Annotated in this window: 18 protein-coding genes and 1 tRNA gene; 4 read left to right on the forward strand and 15 right to left on the reverse strand. The window is 70.8% G+C overall.

Translation table 11 applies throughout. From position 1 onward, the window contains the following. Positions 1-199: 199 nt before the first annotated feature. Both DRB96_RS12025 and DRB96_RS12030 read left to right on the forward strand, forming a co-directional pair. On the forward strand, positions 200-1,786 hold the full coding sequence (locus tag DRB96_RS12025; protein WP_239516256.1) for a hypothetical protein: 1,587 nt from the start codon (positions 200-202) through the stop codon (positions 1,784-1,786). Continuing rightward, positions 1,783-2,508: a hypothetical protein gene (locus DRB96_RS12030; RefSeq protein WP_112448452.1), complete on the forward strand. Its 726-nt coding sequence runs from the start codon at positions 1,783-1,785 to the stop codon at positions 2,506-2,508. Before DRB96_RS12025 ends, DRB96_RS12030 begins: the two co-directional genes overlap by 4 nt. Here DRB96_RS12030 and DRB96_RS12035 read toward each other — a convergent pair. The 6 genes from DRB96_RS12035 to DRB96_RS12060 all read right to left on the reverse strand — a co-directional run bounded on the left by DRB96_RS12035 (position 2,468) and on the right by DRB96_RS12060 (position 9,435). Further along, positions 2,468-3,790, reverse strand: a complete 1,323-nt coding sequence (locus DRB96_RS12035) for a cytochrome P450 (RefSeq protein ID WP_112448453.1) — start codon at positions 3,788-3,790, stop codon at positions 2,468-2,470. The two genes, DRB96_RS12030 and DRB96_RS12035, sit on opposite strands and share 41 nt — an antisense overlap. Positions 3,791-3,880: 90 nt before the next feature. Continuing rightward, the gene (locus tag DRB96_RS12040) at positions 3,881-4,432 is read right to left on the reverse strand and encodes a hypothetical protein (RefSeq protein ID WP_112448454.1); all 552 of its coding nucleotides are present in this window, start codon (positions 4,430-4,432) and stop codon (positions 3,881-3,883) included. Beyond that, on the reverse strand, positions 4,429-5,874 hold the full coding sequence (locus DRB96_RS12045; RefSeq protein WP_112448455.1) for a HAMP domain-containing sensor histidine kinase: 1,446 nt from the start codon (positions 5,872-5,874) through the stop codon (positions 4,429-4,431). Before DRB96_RS12045 ends, DRB96_RS12040 begins: the two co-directional genes overlap by 4 nt. A gap of 9 nt (positions 5,875-5,883) precedes the next feature. Next, on the reverse strand, positions 5,884-6,567 hold the full coding sequence (locus DRB96_RS12050) for a response regulator transcription factor (RefSeq protein WP_112448456.1): 684 nt from the start codon (positions 6,565-6,567) through the stop codon (positions 5,884-5,886). A 76-nt stretch (positions 6,568-6,643) separates the two neighbouring features. Next, a complete protein-coding gene (gene murJ, locus DRB96_RS12055; protein ID WP_239517871.1) occupies positions 6,644-8,245 on the reverse strand; it encodes a murein biosynthesis integral membrane protein MurJ in 1,602 nt (533 codons plus the stop codon). Positions 8,246-8,325: 80 nt separating this feature from the next. Beyond that, a complete protein-coding gene (locus tag DRB96_RS12060) occupies positions 8,326-9,435 on the reverse strand; it encodes a peptidoglycan bridge formation glycyltransferase FemA/FemB family protein (protein ID WP_239516823.1) in 1,110 nt (369 codons plus the stop codon). Positions 9,436-9,731: 296 nt separating this feature from the next. Here DRB96_RS12060 and DRB96_RS12065 point away from each other — a divergent pair, with 296 nt between their 5' ends. Then, positions 9,732-10,946, forward strand: a complete 1,215-nt coding sequence (locus DRB96_RS12065) for an Ig-like domain-containing protein (RefSeq protein WP_239516257.1) — start codon at positions 9,732-9,734, stop codon at positions 10,944-10,946. Positions 10,947-11,081: 135 nt separating this feature from the next. Then, positions 11,082-12,680: an alpha/beta fold hydrolase gene (locus DRB96_RS12070; protein ID WP_112448458.1), complete on the forward strand. Its 1,599-nt coding sequence runs from the start codon at positions 11,082-11,084 to the stop codon at positions 12,678-12,680. A 52-nt stretch (positions 12,681-12,732) separates the two neighbouring features. Here the strand turns inward: DRB96_RS12070 and DRB96_RS12075 are convergent, their stop codons facing one another. The 9 genes from DRB96_RS12075 to DRB96_RS12115 all read right to left on the reverse strand — a co-directional run bounded on the left by DRB96_RS12075 (position 12,733) and on the right by DRB96_RS12115 (position 18,712). Beyond that, the gene (locus DRB96_RS12075; RefSeq protein WP_112448459.1) at positions 12,733-13,614 is read right to left on the reverse strand and encodes an amino acid ABC transporter permease; all 882 of its coding nucleotides are present in this window, start codon (positions 13,612-13,614) and stop codon (positions 12,733-12,735) included. Next, on the reverse strand, positions 13,611-14,255 hold the full coding sequence (locus DRB96_RS12080) for an amino acid ABC transporter permease (RefSeq protein WP_112448460.1): 645 nt from the start codon (positions 14,253-14,255) through the stop codon (positions 13,611-13,613). Before DRB96_RS12080 ends, DRB96_RS12075 begins: the two co-directional genes overlap by 4 nt. Before the next feature lie 17 nt (positions 14,256-14,272). Then, positions 14,273-15,208, reverse strand: coding sequence for a glutamate ABC transporter substrate-binding protein (locus DRB96_RS12085; RefSeq protein WP_112448461.1), 936 nt, complete (start codon positions 15,206-15,208; stop codon positions 14,273-14,275). Between the two features lie 11 nt (positions 15,209-15,219). Continuing rightward, the gene (locus DRB96_RS12090) at positions 15,220-15,963 is read right to left on the reverse strand and encodes an amino acid ABC transporter ATP-binding protein (protein ID WP_112448462.1); all 744 of its coding nucleotides are present in this window, start codon (positions 15,961-15,963) and stop codon (positions 15,220-15,222) included. A 107-nt stretch (positions 15,964-16,070) separates the two neighbouring features. Further along, entirely contained in the window at positions 16,071-16,514 is a 444-nt protein-coding gene (locus DRB96_RS12095; RefSeq protein ID WP_112448463.1) for a DUF6278 family protein, read from the reverse strand. 71 nt (positions 16,515-16,585) lie between these two features. Further along, a complete protein-coding gene (locus DRB96_RS12100) occupies positions 16,586-17,365 on the reverse strand; it encodes an exodeoxyribonuclease III (RefSeq protein WP_112453360.1) in 780 nt (259 codons plus the stop codon). A 30-nt stretch (positions 17,366-17,395) separates the two neighbouring features. Further along, complete coding sequence (locus DRB96_RS12105; RefSeq protein WP_112448464.1) at positions 17,396-18,028, reverse strand: MBL fold metallo-hydrolase; 633 nt, start codon at positions 18,026-18,028, stop codon at positions 17,396-17,398. 53 nt (positions 18,029-18,081) lie between these two features. After that, positions 18,082-18,156, reverse strand: a tRNA-Trp gene (locus DRB96_RS12110). A gap of 49 nt (positions 18,157-18,205) precedes the next feature. Next, positions 18,206-18,712 carry a hypothetical protein gene (locus tag DRB96_RS12115; RefSeq protein ID WP_204358199.1) on the reverse strand — a complete coding sequence of 169 codons (507 nt, stop codon included), beginning with the start codon at positions 18,710-18,712 and terminating at the stop codon, positions 18,206-18,208. Positions 18,713-18,923: the final 211 nt, after the last annotated feature.

An 18,923-nucleotide genomic window follows, 5' to 3' on the forward strand; every position in this document is an offset into this window, starting at 1 on the left:
GAGTCGTTTGTTGGTCGTGGTTGGCCATCGGGCGGCTCGTTTGGATGAATGTGTAGTGATGCGGGCATGCGGTCTTGGTGGGGGTCGGCGAGAGCGCGTACTGCGTACGCTGGCCGTCCCGTTCACGGTGCCGGCGCCAGCGGGTGCGCGCATCAGGGATCGACTACGCCTGTCCACCCGTGATGCCGAGGTCTTGCGGATGGTCGGCAGGCACCTGGGCCGGTATGCCCGTGCCGATCTGGCTGAGCGGGTCCGCATCGGCAGGGTGCCGGTGAAGGAGAACAGGCGGACGGATCGCAAACGTGCACTGACGACGGTGTCGTCGTCCCGGTGGGCGGGGGCGATCACCCGCACATCCGAGGACCAGTACCAACTCAGTGTGCGATGCCTGTTTAATGAGCGGACCTCGCTGCGTCGGTCCATCTCGGAGATCGCTAAGCGTTTGGACGTTCCGTGCGGTCAGCGTGTGCATGGCGTCCGGGGGTACCCGTACCGGGCTGAACGGGCGCAGAAGCAGGCCCGGTTGCAAGTCCTCATCGCACGCCTGGCGGAGGTGGAGCGGCGTATCGAGGCCGGACATCCAACGGTTGTGATGGGTGGCCGCCAACTGGCGAAAGTGCGGCACAATCTCGCCGCCGCCGGCCTCGCCGAGGCTGAGTGGCGGGAGCGGTGGGACGCGCAGCGCATGTTCCTGACCGCTGACGGGGAGTCGGGGGCACCGTACGGGAATTACACGATCACCGTCGATCCGGGCGATGGCACGCTCACGATCGTCCTACCCGAACCGCTCAGACACCTCGCCAACGCCCCCCGGGGCCGCTACCGGCTCGCCTGCACCGTCACGTTCCACCACCGCCAAGGCGAATGGCTGGACCGGGTCACAGCCAACCGCGCGGTGCGCTACGACATCGTGTGCGACCCCGAACGCGGCCGCTGGTATCTCGACGCCTCCTGGTCCACCCCGGCAACGCCCTTCCCGACCCCTGCAGAGCTGGCCGCAACCGGCACCCGGCTGCTGGCCGTGGACCTCAACGCCGGGCACCTCGCCGCCTGCGTCATCGACGCCCACGGCAACCCCGTCGGCCAGCCGATCACCATACCTACCGACCTGACCGGGCCCACATCCCAACGTGACGGACGCCTCCGGCAAGCCATCAGCGAACTCATCCACCTCGCGGAACTCCATGGCTGCACCGGTCTGGCCATCGAAAACCTCGGCTTCACCGATGCCCGCGCCACCGGCCGCGAGACGATGGGCCGGGGCACACGCGGCAGGACGTTCCGCCGCACCGTCGCCGGACTACCCACCGCGAAGTTCCGCGACCGGCTGTCCGGCATGGCCCACCACGCCGGCCTCATCGTCGTCGCGGTCGACCCCGCCTACACCAGCCGTTGGGGCGCCCAACACTGGAAGGCTCCGTTCCAACAGCAATCGAAGACCACCACCACCACCGGCCACCATGCGGCGGCGGTGGCGATCGGCAGGCGTGCCCTCGGACACGGAACTCGGCGTCGGCCAGGTGTGACCGCACACGACCAGAGGATCGTCGCGCGGAGAGCTACCGGCCAGACCGTCACCGCACCGAGGGCACGCGGGACCGCGAGCCCGCCAAGGACCACAGGCACACCCCACCAGGGGCCCAAGACCTGCCGGGCCCGAAGCGACCAGCTCGCGCTATTCCCCGTCTCCCAAAACCGTTCGGGGAGACAACCGGCCAGCCCGGTTCACAGCGATCTGGCCGGTATCGGCCAACCTCGCCAGGAACGGTTAACATCCGCGCCATGAACGACGACGTGCGCAACATCGTGCTGGGGGTGGCGGCCACCGCCATCAGCGGCGGCTTCGGCTGGTTCGCCCGGACCTACTTGTGGCGCCGCGCGCTGCGCCGCAAACAGGCCTTCTTCGGGCTGCCGGCCGGCTCCGACTGCCTGTTCGTGGCCAACCGCCAGATGGGCGGCACCGATTCCTCGCTGCACCGCAACGACGCCTTCGCCCTGCTGGAGATATCCGCCCTGATCAAGGACTGCGGGGCGAACGTGCAGATCGTCACGCACGACCAGGCCCGCCAGGGCTTCGGGGAACGGGCCGAGTTCTGTGTGGGCGGGCCGTCCTCCAACGCCCGGACGACGGCGCACCTGGGTTCCATGCTCCCCGGGGTGCGGATTATCGTCTCCAGCGAGCCCGTGCCGGACCGCGGGGCGATCACCGTCGGCGGGGAATCGTACCGCTGGGTCAAGGGCCTCGTCGAGCACGTGCTGCTGGCGCGGCTGACGACCGGGCAGGGGTCCCGGCCGGTCTTCCTGCTGTGCGGGCAGACCGCCATCAGCAATCAGGCCGCCGCCCGCTATCTGGCCAAACACCACCGGCAGCTGGCCGACGACTACGGCGACGAGTCCTTCTGCATCCTGCTCAAGGTGGTCAACTCCGATGCCTACGGCCCCGATGTGACGGAGCTGGTCGCCGACGTCACCGGCCCGGCCCGGACACCCGCAGCGGCAGCCGTGTGATCCCGTTGATGAAGTTGGAGACCAGCCGGCGCGGGTCGCCCGCCAGTTCCGGCGCCGGCATGAGCGCACGCCACTCCTCGTGGAGGACCCGCAGCTGAAGCCGGGCGAAGTGGGCACCGAGGCAGACGTGCGGGCCGTCCCCGAAGGAGACGTGGGGATTGGGATCGCGGCCGAGGTCGAGGCGGCCCGGAGCGGTGAAGACGCGCTCGTCGTGGTTGGCGGAGGCGTGGAAGACGACCACCTTGTCCCCGGCCCGCACCGGCTGTCCCGCGAGTTCGGTGTCGACGGCGGCGGTGCGGCGAAAGCTCAGCACCGGCGGGTGGACGCGCAGGAGTTCCTCGACGGCCAGCTCCACGGGGACCCGACCGGCCGCCAGTTCGGCGTACGCGCCGGGGGCGCGGGCCAGGGCGAGCAGGCCTCCCGGGGCCGCGGAGCGCACGGTGTCGTTGCCCGCGACGGTGAGCAGGAAGAAGAACATCTCCAGCTCCGCCTCCGCCAGGCCGGCGAGCGCGAGGGCGGTCATCACGTCGTCCCCGGGGTGCGCGCGCTTGTGGGCGGCCAGTTCGCGGGCGTACGCGAACATCTCCCCCAGCAGCGCCGGGGAGCGCGGGTTCAGCGGCTTCCCGTCCGGGCCGAGCCGCGGGGCCGGGGCGTCCTCTGCGCCCTCGGCGTCCTGATATCCGATGATCCGTACCGTCCACTCCAGCAGCAGCCCCCGGTCGGCGGCCGGGACGCCCAGCAGGTCGGTGAGGTTCAGCAGCGCGTACTCGTCGGTGACGGTGCGCACCAGGTCGGCGGAGCCGCCCTCGGCGCCGTCCCGGGCGGCGCGCAGCAGCGTACGGGCGCGGTCGCGGACCCGGGCGGCGAAGGCGTCGACGCGGGCCGGGGTGAAGGCGCGGGCGACGGTCCGGCGCAGCCTGCCGTGCTCGGGGGGATCCTGGTTGAGCATGGTGCGCCGCAGGAAGGGCAGGTCGGCCGGGTCGGGGTCGCGGATCTGGGTGGCGCCCAGGCGGGAGGAGTACGTGCGGTGGTCGCGCAGGACCCGGACCACGTCGGTGTGCCGGGTGACGGCCCAGAAGCCCGGGCCGGCGGGCCAGCCGAGGATCTCCGGCTCGTCCTGCCAGGAGACGGGGCGGTGGTCGCGCAGCAGGCGGTAGCGCTCGTGCGGGACGCCCTCGGCGTAGAGGCGCGGGTCGAAGACGTCGGGGGCGTCCGCGGCCCGCTCCCGGGCGGCGGCGGGGCTCGGGCGGCCTGGGCGGCCTGGGCGGCCTGGAAGATCCATGCGCCACACGGTGGCGGGGCGGGGGCCCGGCCCGCAAGGGGGCCGCGCCCACCGGCCGCCCACCGGCCGCCCACCGGCCGTCAGCCGCCGTCAGCCGCCGTCGGTCGCCACCCGCGAGCCGTCGGCGGCCGCGCACTGCGCGCGCTGCTTCTTGCCCGCGGCGTCGATGAGGGTCACCTGGGGAGCCGGGGTGATGCGTACCGCCGCCACGGCCGTGCACGCCACCTGGCGGCGGGCGGGCTCGGACAGCGGGTCGACCGGGTAGGGCAGCTTGACCTGGATGCCCGCCCCGTTGTCGGTGAACGTCAGCGCGCTCTTGCCGTTCATGTTGGCGTCCGCCGGCGGGAGGGAGCTGGTCAGGCCCGCCTCCCGGGCGGTTTCGTCCGGACCGGCCAGCAGCCGCGAGATCAGGTAGTTGGGCGAGGGGTGGGAGGGCCCGTCGGGAATCGCCACCGGCACGATCCCGCCCTCGGGCGTGACGAAGTAGACCAGTCCCGTCTCCTCACCGAAGGCCAGCTTCACGGTGGCGGCGCTGCCGCTCTCGACCACCCCGGTGGTGGCGATGGAGCCGCAGCCGGTGGCGAACAGCAGCGGGACGATCAGGGCGGCGGCGGCCGCCGCGGCCGTGCCGAGCCGGGTCATGCGCCCGCCTCCAGCGGCATGTCCAGGATGAAGAGCGCCCCGCCCGCGGGGCCGTTGGCCGCGTGCAGGGTACCGCCGTGCAGGCGGACGTTCTCCAGGGTGATGGCCAGGCCCAGACCGCTGCCCGTGGACCGGGTGCGGGCGGCGTCGGCCTTGAAGAAGCGGTCGAAGATGTGCGGCAGCACCTCGGGCGCGATGCCGGGCCCGCTGTCGGCGACCTCGATCAGCAGCCGTGCGCCCTCGGGCCCGGACGCGCTGCGGACGCTGACCCGGACCGGGGTCCCGCCGTGCTTGAGCCCGTTGCCCACGAGGTTGGCGAGGACCACGTCGAAGCGGCGCGGATCGAGCCGGGCCCGGATTCCCGGGGGCAGGTCGGTGCGGACCAGGCCGTCGGTCCAGTGCCGGCGTTCCAGGGTCTTGGTCACGGCCTCGGCGACATCGACGTCGTCGAGGTTGAGCTCGGCGGCGCGGGCGTCGAAGCGGGATATCTCCATGAGGTCCTCCACGAGCACGGCCAGTTTCCCGGTCTCGGCGCTGACGAGGCGCAGGGCCTTGGCGGTGTCGGGGTCGAGGTCCTCGGCGCCCTCGTCGAGGACCTCGGTGACGGCGAGCATCCCGGCGAGCGGGGTGCGCAGTTCGTGGGAGACGTCGGCGGCGAAGCGGCGGGCGCGGGCCTCGGCGTCCCGGAGCTCGCTCACCGACTGTTCGAGGGCGCGGGCCGTCTCGTTGAAGGTGCGGGCGAGCCCGGCGAGTTCGTCGGCGCCGCGGACCTCGATCCGGGTGTCGAGCCGGCCGCGCCCCAGCCGCTGGGCGGCCTTGCGCATGTCCCGTACCGGCCGCAGGACGCTGCGCGCCGCGAGCAGGGCGGGGACGACGGCGATCGCCAGGCCCGGGACGGCGCCCTTCCTGGCGGCGCCGACCATCGCGTCCACGGTCGTCTGCTCGGTGTCCAGCGACACCACCGCGAAGAAGACGGCGCCGGTCGGCGCGCGGCCCCCGTTGAGCTCGAAGACGGCCGGCATGCCGACGACGAGGTAGGGGTTGCCGAGGCGGTCCTTCGTGCGTTGGAAGGCCCCGTGCGGGTTGGAGGCCACCTGGGCGCGCAGCTGTTCGCTGACGACGGTGGACGTGGTGGCGCCCTGGTTGGAGGAGGCGCGCAGCTTTCCGTACTCCCCGTACACGGTCCAGGGGTGCGGCTGGCCGCGCTTGCCCAGCTCGCTGACGAGGCGCTGCAGTTCGCGCTGCTGCACGGGCAGCACGGTGCTCTGGGCCTCGACCAGGTCGCGCAGGGTGCTGACGGCGGTGTCCTGGCTCTGTTTGAGGATCGCGTTGCGGGCCTGCTGGTAGGTGAGCGCGGCCGTGGTCACCGCGCAGATGGCGGCGACCAGCAGGAAGGCGGCGATCAGCCTGGTGCGCAGGCCGAGCGGTGCGAAACGTCTCATGCGCGCCGCTTACAGGGGGCCGAAGCGGTAGCCGAAGCCCCGTACGGTCTGGATGTAGCGGGGGGTGGCGTCGGGGTCCTCGACCTTGGTGCGCAGGCGGCGTACGCAGGCGTCCACCAGCCGGGCGTCGGCGTGGTAGCTGTGGTCCCACACGTACTCGAGGAGCTGCTGGCGGGAGAAGACCTGCTCGGGCGAGGCCGACAGGTGCAGCAGGAGCTTGAGCTCGCTGGGGGCCAGGGGGACGCGCTCGCCGTTCTTGGCGACGGTCAGGCCCGAGCGGTCGATGGCCAGCGCGCCGTGGAACTCCACGTCCAGGCGGCCGCCCGTCGGCTCGCTGAGGCGGCGCAGCACGGCCTTGATGCGGGCTTCGATGACCTCGGTGCGGGCGGGTTTGACGATGTAGTCGTCGGCGCCGGCCTCGAGGCCGACGACTATGTCGAAGTCGTCTCCGCGCGCGGTGAGCATGATGATCGGAACCTGGCTGTTCTCGCGGATCCGGCGGCAGACCTGCACGCCGTTCATGCCGGGCAGCATCAGGTCGAGCAGCACGAGCTCGGGGTGGAAGCTCGCCATGAGCTCGAGTCCGGCCTCGCCGGTCTCGGCGGCGCTCACGTCGTGGCCCCTGCGGCGCAGGCCGAGGCCCACCCCCTCCCGGATGGAAGGGTCGTCCTCGATCAGCAGTACGCGTGGCATCGGGTCAGTATTCCAAGCTCGTAGATCGTTGCACTCATGCTTTCGGCCATTGTCGTACGGCCGGTGACGGTCCTTGTCAGCGGGCGGCCCTGCGTCGTACGGAGTCGAGGAGGTCGGTGATCTCCGTCAGCCGCAAGGGCCGGGCGAGGACGACGACGACGAGGACGAGCGCCGCGGTTCCCGCCGTGACGCCGGCGAAGTTCCCGAACCGGTCGGCGGCGCGCGCGGCGGCGTACCCGGCGGCCGCCGCCGGGGCGCAGGCGGCCAGCAGCCGCAGGTGGGTGCGCAGCGCGGTGGTGCGCCGCTGCGTACGGGTCCCCGTGCGCGGGCCGAGCCGCCGGGCGAGGACGTACGCGGTGACGGCGGCACCCGCCGCGAAGGCGATCGAGCAGGCCGCGGCCATGCCCGTGACCGCCCAGCGGGGCGGCAGCAGGAGGTACGCGGCGGCCGAGAGCCCGGCGTTCAGGGCGGCGATGACCAGGTTGAGGAAGAAGGGGGTCCGGGTGTCCGACAGGGCGTAGAAGCCGCGGGAGAGCACGTACTGCGCGGAGTAGGCGATCAGGCCGGGCGCGAAGGCCGCCAGCATGCCGGCCATGACGGCGACGTCGGCGGCGCCGGTGCGCCCGTACTCGAAGACGCTGCCGATCACCCAGGGCGCCAGGGCCGCGAAGGGCGCGGCGGCCGGGACGACGAGGGCGGCGCTGGAGCGCAGCGCGTACGAGACGTCCGCGCGCACGCGTCCGAGGTCGCCGTCGGTGGCGGCGGCGCTCATCCGGGGCATGAGGGCGGTGACGAGGGAGACGGTGATGATGCCCTGCGGGACCATCCACAGCAGGTAGGCGTTGCTGTAGGCGGTGTAGCCGGCGCCGCCCGCGAGGCCGGCGTCGACGGCGCGCTGCCCGGTGGCGGTGGAGAGCCGGGTCACGACCCAGTAGGCGATCTGGTTGGTCAGGACGAGCAGGACGAGCCAGCCGGCGTTGCGCAGCGGGCGGGCCAGTCCGCTGCCGCGCCAGTCGAAGCGGGGGCGCCAGCGGAAGCGGGCGGCGCGCAGCGAGGGGATCAGGCCGAGGGCCTGGAGGACGATGCCGAGGGTGGTGCCGATGCCCAGCAGGCGGGTGTCGGCGGCCGTCAGGCCGTTCGCCGCGTCGTGCGAGAGCAGGATGAAGAGGCCGAAGACGGCGATGACGACGAGGTTGTTGAGGACCGGGGTCCACATCATCGCGCCGAACCGGCCGCGGGCGTTCAGCACCTGCCCGAGCAGGGTGAACAGCCCGTAGAACAGGATCTGCGGGAGGCAGTAGCGGGCCAGGGCCACGGTCGTGGACTCCTGGCCGCCGGTGTAGCCGGTGTACGCCGAGACGATCAGCGGGGCCGCCAGTACGGCGGCGGCGGTCAGGCACAGCAGCGCGGCCGTGCAGACGGTGAGCAGCCGGTCGGTGTAGGCGGCGCCGCCGTCGGCGTGCTCCTTGGCGGCGCGGACCAGTTCGGGGACGAAGACCGCGTTGAGGGCTCCGCCGATGAGCAGGATGTACAGGATGTTCGGGACGGTGTTGGCGACGCTGTAGCCGTCGCCGAGCAGCCCGGTGCCGAGTGCGGCGACGATCACGGCGGAGCGGACGAAGCCGGTGGCGCGGGAGACGATCGAGCCGGCCGCCATGAGCGCGCCGCTGCGCAGCACCGAGGTCTTGCCCGGTGCCGCGCGGTCGGTGACGTCCTGTTCCGGGCTGCCGGCACCGGCCGTTCTGGGGTCTGCGACGGTCACCGGCGGGCCATGTACGCCTGGAACGCCTTGTAGAGGGCCGTGTTGGCGTATCCGTCCATCGAGGTCTCCCACTCGCCGAGCGTTTCGACGACCTGTCCGCCGGTGCCGAGCTTCCAGCGCAGCAGCCCGAAGGAGCGTTCGTCGGGGTCGAGGGTGGAGGGTACCCCGCGCATGTCGTATTCGTCCGCTCCGAGTGCATGTGCGTCACACATCATGCGCCACTGCAGGGCGTTGCTGGGGCGGACCTCGCGGCGGTGGTCGGCGGAGGCGCCCGTCTGGTACCAGACCCGGGAGCCGGCCACGATCATGGTGTGCGCGGCGAGGACCTCCCCCTGGTGGACTCCCAGGTAGAGCCGCATGCGGCCGGGTTCCTCGGCGTTGAGGGCCTCGTACTGCTGCTGGTAGTACGCGAGCGAGCGGCCGAGCTCGAAACCGTCGCGCTCCTCGGTGATGCGCAGCAGCCGGTAGAACTCGGGCAGGTCGGCGGCGGTGCCGATGACCGTCTCGACCCCGGCCTTCGTGGCCTTGCGCACATTGCGCCGCCACTCCTGGTTCAGCCCCGACCACAGGTCGTCGACGGAGCGCCCGGCGAGCGGGACGCGGAAGACGTGGCGCGGCTGGGCGTCGCCGTCGTCCTCGCCTCCGCAGCGCTTCCAGCCGCGGGTGCGCAGCCGGTCGGCGAGCGCGGCGCCGACGGGGTCGACCTCGGTGGCGAGCACGTCGGATATCTGCCGGCCGGCGCCGGCGCCGGCCTTGGCGGCGGCCGCGTCCCAGCGGCGGTAGGCCGGGGTGGGGCCGATGCGGACGGCGAAGGCTCCGGAGGACTTGAGGTGGCGCGTGAGGGGGGTCAGCCAGCGGTCGAGGTCGGGGTCGGCCCAGTCGGCGACGGGGCCCTCGGGGAGGTAGGCGAAGTATTTGCGGGTCCCCGGGAATTGGCGGTAGAGGACGAGCGCGGCACCCTCCATTTCCCCGTCCGGGTAGTGCCATCCGACCCTTTCCGAGCGCCAGAGGTCCTTTACCCGCGCCCAGGACGGGTACTGCAGAAAACTGGCCCGGCCGTGCCGGGAAAGGAAACCCTGGTATTCGGGTACGGACAGGGAGCGCACCGTGAGCACCTTGCCTCCACGCTTGTCCTGATGCTGCGGCTGGTGCTGCTGGGCGGGTGTCACGAGCAGTGCGCACACGGTTGATCGGCCTTCCTGTACGTCCGGTTCAGCGGATGCACAGGACTCTCACAGCTGTCCATGACGGGCTCGCGCGGCGATTGTGACCGGACGATGACCGTCTCGCTGCGGTGTACGTCACAACCTGGATTCCCGATCTTTTCGGCATCTCGTGCAACCTAGAGTCGTGTCGTTCGCATCTCCTTTTGTGGACGATCATTACTTCGGAGGGGTTTTCGTTGAGCCGCACACGCCGGGTCTTTCGGGTACGCAGCCGCCACGCCGTGGTGGCGGGCACCGCACTGCTGGCCGCCGCGCTGACCGCCTGCGGCGGCGGCGGCGCCGCCTCGGGCGGCGACGCCAAGTCGGAGATCAAGCAGAAGCCGGAGATGGCGGTCTCGGTGAACCTCACCGGTGACCAGGTCAAGGCCGGCGAGCCGGTGACCGTGACCATCGCGGAGGGCAAGCTCGCCTCGGTGAAGGTGACGGACGCCAAGGGCGGGGAGCTGGCCGGGCAGATATCCGCCGACGGCAAGACCTGGAAGTCGGAGCGCAACGCCTCGGCGGGCGCCGAGTACAAGGTCGAGGCGCAGAACACCGACAGCCAGAGCGCCGCGACGACGTTCAAGACCACGGCCGCCGACAAGGTGAACAAGGTCACGATCAACATCACCAAGGGCAGCACGGTCGGCGTGGGCATGCCGGTCTCGATCGTCTTCGACAACCCGGTGAAGAACAAGGCCGAGGTCGAGAAGCAGCTGAAGGTCACCAGCTCGAACCAGACCGAGGGCTCCTGGGGCTGGATCAAGGACTACTCGGGCAAGGACCGGGTGGACTGGCGGCCCAAGGAGTACTGGAAGTCCGGCACCGACGTGAAGGTCGACATGAACCTGAACGGTGTCGACTCCGGCCCCGGCGGCGGGCTGTTCGTGAAGGACTACAACACCGAGTTCAAGATCGGCAAGGACCGCCGGATGAAGGTGGACCTCGACACGAGCAAGATGTCGGTCACCGAGGGCGGGCAGACCGTCGACACCATCCCGGTCTCGGCCGGCACCCCGGGCGGCCAGAAGGCCTCCTGGAGCGGGAAGATGGTGCTGATGCTGAAGGAGGGCACGATCCGGATGAACTCCGAGACCGTGGGCCTCGGCAACGCCTACGACAAGGACGTCGACTACTCGATCCGGCTGACCTGGTCGGGCATGTACGTGCACGCGGCGCCGTGGAACGCCTCCAACTTCGGGCGCTCCAACACCAGCTCGGGCTGCGTGGGCATGAGCGACGCCAACGCCAAGCCCTTCTTCGCCCAGTCCCAGGTCGGCGACCCCTTCGAGGTCGTCGGCGACGGCTCGAAGGGCAATGCGGACATCGGCAACGGCTACGGCGAGTGGAACCTGTCGTGGGAGCAGTGGCAGGCCAAGAGCGCCCAGGCCGGAGCCCCGCAGAGCGGCTGACGGAGCGTGCGGACCCCACGTGCTGACTATCGTTCAATCGTTACCGGCACGTAACTTACCCATGGGTTACTTCCGGTAAGCCCCTCCCGTTACCGTCGGGTCACTTTGACACCCGGCGCACGCGAGGAGCGACCGATGGTCCGCACCGTCCGCACCACCAGCACCGCGGCTGCCATGGCAGCCGTACTGGCGGCAGCCGCCCTGGGCCTGGCCCCCCATCAGGCCCAGGCGGCCCCCGCCACCACGACCGCCGCCGCCACCGACGCCTCTTCGGAACTCCGGTTCCACGACATCCCCGGCTCCGGCGGCATCACCCTCAAGGGCAACGTCTTCACCCCGGCCGGCGCCCGGGCCGGCGCGAAGTACCCGCTGATCGTGCTGCCCACCAGCTGGGGCATGCCGCAGATCGAATACATCGCGCAGGCCAAGAAGCTCGCCGACTCCGGCTACGTGGTGGTCAGTTACACCTCCCGCGGCTTCTGGCTCTCGGGCGGCGAGATCGAGACCGCCGGCCCGGCGGACACCGCCGACGTCTCCGCCGTCATCGACTGGGCGCTCGCCCACACCCCCGCCGACGCGGAACACATCGGCCTGGGCGGTGTCTCGTACGGCGCGGGCATCAGCCTGCTCGCCTCCGCGCGCGACCCGCGCATCAAGGCCGTGGTCGCGCTCAGCGGCTGGGCCGACCTCATCGAGTCCATCTACTCCGGCCGCACCCAGCACCTGCAGGCCGCCGCCCTGCTCGGCGGCGCGGGCTACCTCACCGGCCGCCCCGGCCCCGAACTCCGGCAGATCCTCGGCGACTTCCTCGGCTCCAAGCTGGACCGGGAACCGCAGATGATCGAGTGGGGCAAGAAGCGCTCCGCCTCCGAGAAGGTCGACCAGATCAACGCCAACGGCGCCGCGATCATGCTCGGCAACGCCTGGGGCGACACCATCTTCCCGCCCAACCAGTACGCGGAGTTCTTCGAGAAGCTGACCGGCCCCAAGCGGCTGGAGTTCCGGCCCGGCGACCACGCCACCGCCGAGGGCACCGGCCTGCTGGGCCTGCCCAACGACACCTGGACCAACGCCCACCGCTGGTTCGACCGCTACCTCAAGGGCGAGCGCAACGGCGTCGACTCCGAGGCCCCGGTGCAGATCAAGTCCCGCAGCGAGAGCGGGTACGAGGGCTACGCCGACTGGAAGTCGGTCGGCTCCGGCGGCACCGAGAAGCTGATGCTCTCCGACAGCGAGCACGTCTTCGCGGGCGTCGACTCCGGCGCCAACGGCGGGATCGTCCTCCTGTCCAGCGTCCTGGACCAGTTCTTCCAGGCGCCCCCGACCGCCTCGATCCCGCTGCTCCCCCGCGCCTTCGCCGCCGTCTGGCAGTCCCCGCGTTACGACGAGGCCCGGCGGGTGCGCGGCACGGTGAAGCTGCACACCACCGTCACGCCCACGAAGTCCGACGGCACCTTCGTCGCGTACCTCTACGACGTGGGCCCGCTCGGCATCGGCAAGCTGGTCAGCAACGCCCCGTACACCTTCCACGACCGGCCGGCCGGCCAGGCCTTCGGCGTGGACCTGGAGCTCTTCTCCACCGCCTACGACGTCCCGGCCGGGCACCGCCTCGCCGTCGTCGTGGACACCGTCGACCCGCTGTACATCGAGCACAACCCGACCGGCGCGCAGCTGACCTTCTCCTCGCCGCGCACCGATCCCTCGTACGTCTCGGTACCGCTGCGCGAGCAGTGATCCACGGCTGCCGCCGGGCCGGGTGTGGCTCTCGGGGCCCAGGCCCTGCGGGTCAGATCTGGCCCGGCAGCGCCGCTCCCGGCTCGGCCGGGTCGATGGCGACCGCCTTCGTCTTGGGGCTGCGCCGCTCCCGTCTGGCCACCCAGGTGGCGAACCAGGACAGCAGCATGCACATTCCGATGTAGATCGGCGAGATGATCATCACGACCGGGATGAAGGGCAGGTCGTAGTCGAGGTTGGAGGCGATCAGCTTGCCCGCGTGCAGGAACTCCTCGTAGGTGATCAGGTAGCCGAGCGAGGTGTCCTTCAGGGCGACCACCAGCTGGCTGATGATCGTGGGCAGCATGGCCCGTACCGCCTGCGGGGCCAGTACGTGGGTCATCACCTGGGTCTTGCGCATGCCCAGTGCGTACGCGGCCTCGCGCTGGCCCCGCTCCACCGAGTTGATGCCCGTCCGGAAGACCTCGGCCAGCACCGAGCCGTTGTAGAGGGTCAGCCCGGCGACCAGCGCGGGCAGCGGCTGGACCTTCAGCGCGACGAAGATGAAGAAGATCATCACCAGTACCGGCATGGCCCGGAAGAACTCCACGCACAGGGTGGACAGCCAGCGCACCGGCCGGTGGACGGAGAGCCTGCCGGTGGCGAGGACCGCGCCGAGCGCGAGCGAGAGCACCGAGGCGTAGGCGAAGGCCTTCAGCGTGTTCCAGAGTCCCTTGAGCAGCAGCTCCTGGATGCCCTTGTACGCGAAGGGGGTCCACTTGGCGGCGGTGAACTGGTTCGTGGAGAACAGCAGGTAGAGCAGCCAGCCGAGGAGTCCGAGGATGACGGCCGTCGAGAGGATCCCGTAGAGGAAGTGGCGGCGGCGGGCCTGGGGGCCCGGGATGTCGTAGAGGGCGGTGGACTGCGTGTCCCCGTGGAGCGCGTGCGCTGTCATCGGGCGACTCCGTAGCGCTTCTCGAGCACGTTGAACAGCGCGCTGATGGACAGGGTGATGATCAGGTAGCCCACCGCGATCCAGACGAAGGTCCAGATGATGCTGTAGCCCAGCTCGTTGAGGGTCTTGTACGTGCCCAGCAGCTCGGTGACGCTGAAGGCCCCCGCGATCGCGGAGTTCTTGGCGAGGGCGATCAGCGTGGAGCCGATGGGCGGGATGACGGAGCGGAAGGCCTGCGGGAGCACGACGGTGCCCAGGGTCTGGCCGAAGGACATGCCGAGGCTGCGGGCCGCTTCGCCCTGCCCCTTGGGCACGGTGTTGATGCCGGAGCGCAGCACCTCGCAGATGAAGGCGGAGGTGTAGCAGCCCAGCGCGAGGACGGCGAAGAGCTGGAAGGGCAGCACCAGGCCGAAGCGCGGCAGGCCGAGCAGGACGGCGAAGAAGAGCAGGGTGAGCGGGGTGTTGCGCAGGATGGCCACCCAGACGGCGCCGAAGACCCGGAAGGAGCCGATGGGGGCGACGCGGAAGGAGGCCATCAGGAAGCCGAGGACCAGGGCGAGGAGCGAGGCGTAGACCGTGAGCTCGACGGTCCCGAGGAAGCCCTTGCCGTAGAGCGAGAAGTTGTCCGTGAGTACGTTCATGGCGGTGCGCTCTCCCCTCAGCTCGCCGGGTAGCGGTCGATGGCGGGCGGCTTCGGCGCCGGCTCGCCGGACAGGCCGAGCGTGGCCTCGTAGGCCTTCTTCCAGTTGCCGTTCTTCTCGTTCTCCTCGAGGGCGTCGTCGAGGGCGAAGCGCAGCGCGTTGTCGGAGCGCGGGACGCCGATGCCGTAGGGCTCCTCGGAGAAGGGCTCGCCGACCACCTTGAGCTCCTCGGGGACCTTGGCCGCGTAGCCGAGGAGGATCGAGTCGTCGGTGGAGACGGCGTCGACCTGGTAGGTCAGCAGGTTGTCAACGCAGACCGAGTAGGTGTCGTAGGCGACGAGGACGGCGCGGGGGAACTCCTTCTGGAGCCGCTGGTAGGGGGTGGAGCCGGCGGCCGAGCAGACCTTCTTGCCGGCGAGGTCTTCGGGGCCCTTGATGTCCGTCTCCCCCTTGCGCACCAGCAGGGACTGGCCGGCGAGGTAGTAGGGGCCCGCGAAGCCGACCTGCTTCTTGCGGTTGTCGTTGATCGTGTACGTGCCGACGTAGTAGTCGATCTGGCCGTTCTGCAGGGCGGTCTCGCGGTTGGCGGAGGCGATCGTCTTGAACTCGATGGTCTTGGGGTCGAAGCCGAGCGAGGCCGACATCATCTTGGCGATCTCGATGTCGAAGCCGGAGTAGCGGCCGCTCGCGGGGTCCTTCTCCCCCATGTACGGCTGGTCCTCCTTGGCTCCGACGACGAGGTGGCCGCGCTTCTTGGCCTTCTCCCAGGTGCGCGATTCGGGCAGCTGGAAGCCCGTCGCCACCTGGTAGACGGGCAGGTCCTCGGGCTGGGGCCCCTTGACCGGGGGGCTGCCGGACCTGCCGCAGCCGGTGACGGCTCCCAGCAGCAGGAGGACGAGGGCGCAGGCGGGCAGGAGCGGGGTGCGCGGGATCGCCGCAGGCAGGTGTCTCATCGGGCCGGCCCTCAGTGCTTGAGGATCTTGGAGAGGAAGTCCTTGGCCCGGTCGCTCTCGGGGGCCGTGAAGAAGGCCTCCGGGGTCCGGTCCTCGACGATCTTCCCGTCGGCCATGAACACGACGCGGTTGGCCGCGGAGCGGGCGAAGCCCATCTCGTGGGTGACCACGACCATCGTCATGCCCTCGGAGGCGAGCTGCTGCATGACCTCCAGCACTTCGTTGATCATCTCCGGGTCGAGCGCGGAGGTGGGCTCGTCGAAGAGCAGGGCCTTGGGGTTCATGGCGAGCGCGCGGGCGATGGCCACGCGCTGCTGCTGGCCGCCGGAGAGCTGGGCGGGGAACTTCTCGGCCTGGTCGGCGAGCCCGACCCGCTCCAGCAGTTCCCGGGAGCGCTTGTCGGCCTCGTCCTTCTTGCGCTTCCTGACCTTGACCTGGGCGAGGGAGACGTTGGCCAGGACGGTCTTGTGCGCGAAGAGGTTGAAGGACTGGAAGACCATCCCCACGTCCGCGCGGAGCGCGGCGAGCTCCTTGCCCTCGGCCGGCAGCGGTTTGCCGTCGAGCGTGATCGTGCCCGATTCGACGGTCTCCAGCCGGTTGATCGCACGGCACAGGGTGGATTTCCCGGAGCCGGAGGGGCCGATGACCACCACCACCTCCCCGCGGCCGACGGTGAGGTTGATGTCCTGGAGGACGTGCAGTTGTCCGAAGTGCTTGTTGACGTCCCGCAGCTCGATCAACGGATCGACGGCCATACGCTGCCCTGCCCACTTGTCGGTGTGTCGAGGTCAGCGCAAACTATCCAGCCGTGGAAGGGCACTTCACCGCGACACGCCTAAAAGCCGCATAAAGCCCGGCGAGGTCAGCCTTCCGAGGCTTCGGCGTACGCCTGGCTGAGTTCGGGGGACCCGGTCATCGCCCAGGACACGCCCGACTCGACCACGTTCAGCTCACGGCCCGAGGCCAGCCGGATCATCGGCTGCCCGTTCGGCCACACCTGCCAGCCGGCGCCCTGGACGGACCGGATGATCACGGTCCCGAGGTAGAAGCCCGCGTCGTTGCCGAGCCACGGGGTGATCTCCGGATCCCGGCGCCAGCGCGGCATCAGCTGGTCCAGCTCCTCCAACGAGCGCGGGGTCTCGTCGAGTTCGAGCCCCGCCGACCGGGCGTGGGCGCGCAGCATCTCGCATTCCGCGAACAACTCGTTGATGCCCTCGGGGTCATCCGCGAGGGCGGCGGCGAGCCCGCTCGCGCCCCGGTCCGTTTCATTCCGATTGAGCCAGTTGGCCAGGAAAGGGATGTTCATAAGCCCAGACTGACACCCGGATCGCCGGTGGGCGACAGGGCGCGCCTGGACCGTGACAGATCGAGATCCGCCTAAAGATCAAGGTCCACGACGACGGGCGCGTGGTCGGAGGCACCCTTGCCCTTGCGCTCCTCGCGGTCGACGTAGGAGTCGGTGACGGCCTTGGCGAAGGCCGGGTTCCCGTAGACCAGGTCGATGCGCATGCCCCTGTTCTTCGGGAAGGCGAGCATCCGGTAGTCCCAGAAGGTGTACGGCCGGTCGTACTTGAGCGCGCGCGGGAAGACGTCGGAGAGCCCGGCGGCGCGCAGCTGCTCCAGGGCGGCCCGCTCGGCCGGGGTGACGTGGGTGAGGCCCTCGAAGACCGTCGGGTCGTAGACGTCCTCGTCGGTCGGGGCCACGTTGAAGTCGCCGAGCACGGCGAACGGGCGCTCCCCCGCCGCGTCTTCGGCGATGGCGGTGGTCAGGGACCGGAACCAGTCCAGCTTGTAGCCGTAGTGGTCGTGCTCGACCTCGCGCCCGTTGGGCACGTACACCGACCACAGGCGCACCCCGCCGCAGGTCGCGGAGACGGCGCGGGGCTCCTGGACGCCCTCGTAGTCCGGTCCGCCGGGCAGGCCCACGACCACGTCCTCCAGGCCCACCTTGGAGAGCAGGGCCACGCCGTTCCACCGGCCGGTGGCGTTGACGGCCGACTCGTACCCCAGTGCCCGGAGCTCCTCGTAGGGGAACTGCTCCGCGGAGCACTTGGTCTCCTGGAGGCACAGGACATCGGTGCCGGAGCTCTCCAGCCAGGCCAGCAGGCGCGGCAGCCGGGCGGTGATCGAGTTGACGTTGAACGTGGCGATACGCATGCCGTCCAACCTACCGCCCGGCACCGACAGTCACAGTTCGGCGCTGTCCCCGGCGGTGAGTCGGCCGTATCCGGCGCCGCCGAGCTTCCCGATCTGGGTGGCGTAGATCGGGAGCACCACCTCGGTCAGGCCCGCGTCGTGGATGGCGACGACCTGGCGCGGCTTGACCTCGCGGACGTAGTCGATCACTTCGGCGATCTTGTTCCAGGGCGCGTGGACCGGGAGCATGAGCGTCTCGACGGGGGCCTCGGGCACGGTCAGCGCGTCCCCCGGGTGGAAGAGGGAGGCGTCCACCAGGTAGCCGACATTGGTGATCCGCGGGATGTCCGGGTGGATCACGGCGTGCAGTTCGCCGTGCACCTGGACCTCGAACCCCGCGGCGGTGAAGGTGTCCCCGTGGCCCACGGTGTGGACCCGGCCCGGATAGGCGGGGGCGAGCTTCTCCGCGACGCTGCGCAGGGTCCACAGCCCCGCCGCCGGATTCGCGTCGAGGGCGGCCCGCAGCCGGCCCTCCTCGAAGTGGTCGGCGTGCTCGTGCGTGACCAGCAGGGCGTCCGCCCCGAGGCCGGCGTCCGGTTCGCTGAAGGCGCCCGGGTCGATGACGAGCACGCGCCCGTCCTTCTCCAGTTGGACGCAGGAGTGCAGCCGCTTGGTGAGCTTCATGATCCAAGGCTAGCGCCGCCGCGTCGGCGGAGTCGGCACAGTCGACGGGAAGGCGGAGCCGACCGGATTCGAACCGGCGTCCTCGCGGTTTTGGAGACCGCGCGCGACAACCTCTGCGCTACGACCCCGCCCCCGACGGGCACTGTACCCGCGCGGGGCCCCGGAACGCCCGGCGGTTTACGGGACCGCCGTGGAGACCACGTAGACCTTGAAGACCTTGGGGTCCGTGAGGTCGACGGTGATGTCACGGGTGGGCCGCGCGGCGTCCTCGTCGACGGTGGTCCCGAGCCACTCGGTCGTGGGCTTCCAGTTCCATCCCGCGACCGTGGTGTCGTGCTCGGAGATCGACACCCCGGGGGTCAGCGCCTCCCGGCTGGTGCCGACCGAGGCCAGGAACGCGTCCAGCTCCGGCGGGGTGACCGCGAACTGGGTGTAGAGCCGGCTGGTGCGCCAGTTGTTGGTCTCCAGGAAGCCGACCCGCCAGGCCTTCGGCGGGATCGGGACCTCGTAGATGCTGCGCTGCACCTTGGAGGGCCAGCCGGAGCGCACCTGGTGCGCGCCGACCTTGGCGGCCTTGTCCCGGCCGCTCTGGCGGCTCTGCTGCGCGGAAACGGCGAGGTAGCCGGCCGGGACCCCGACGAGCAGCAGGATGATGATCGCGGTGATCCAGCGGCGCCTGACCACGTGCTTGCGGTCCTCGGCGGGCGTCGGCGCGGGCGCCTCGTCGGGGGGCGGGGCCTGGTGCCCCCGGCGCAGGCCCCCTGCCCCGTGAACCGGACAAGCCAGACTGCCGGCCACGTGCGCTCGCCCGGCACCGGCGGGGCACCGGCCGGGATCGCGGCATCGCCCAGTGATCCCGTCGCGCACGCGTGGCTGGTGCGGCTTCCCTCCGTGG

The sequence above is a fragment of the Streptomyces sp. ICC1 genome, from assembly GCF_003287935.1.
Taxonomy (GTDB): Bacteria; Actinomycetota; Actinomycetes; order Streptomycetales; family Streptomycetaceae; genus Streptomyces; species Streptomyces tritrimontium.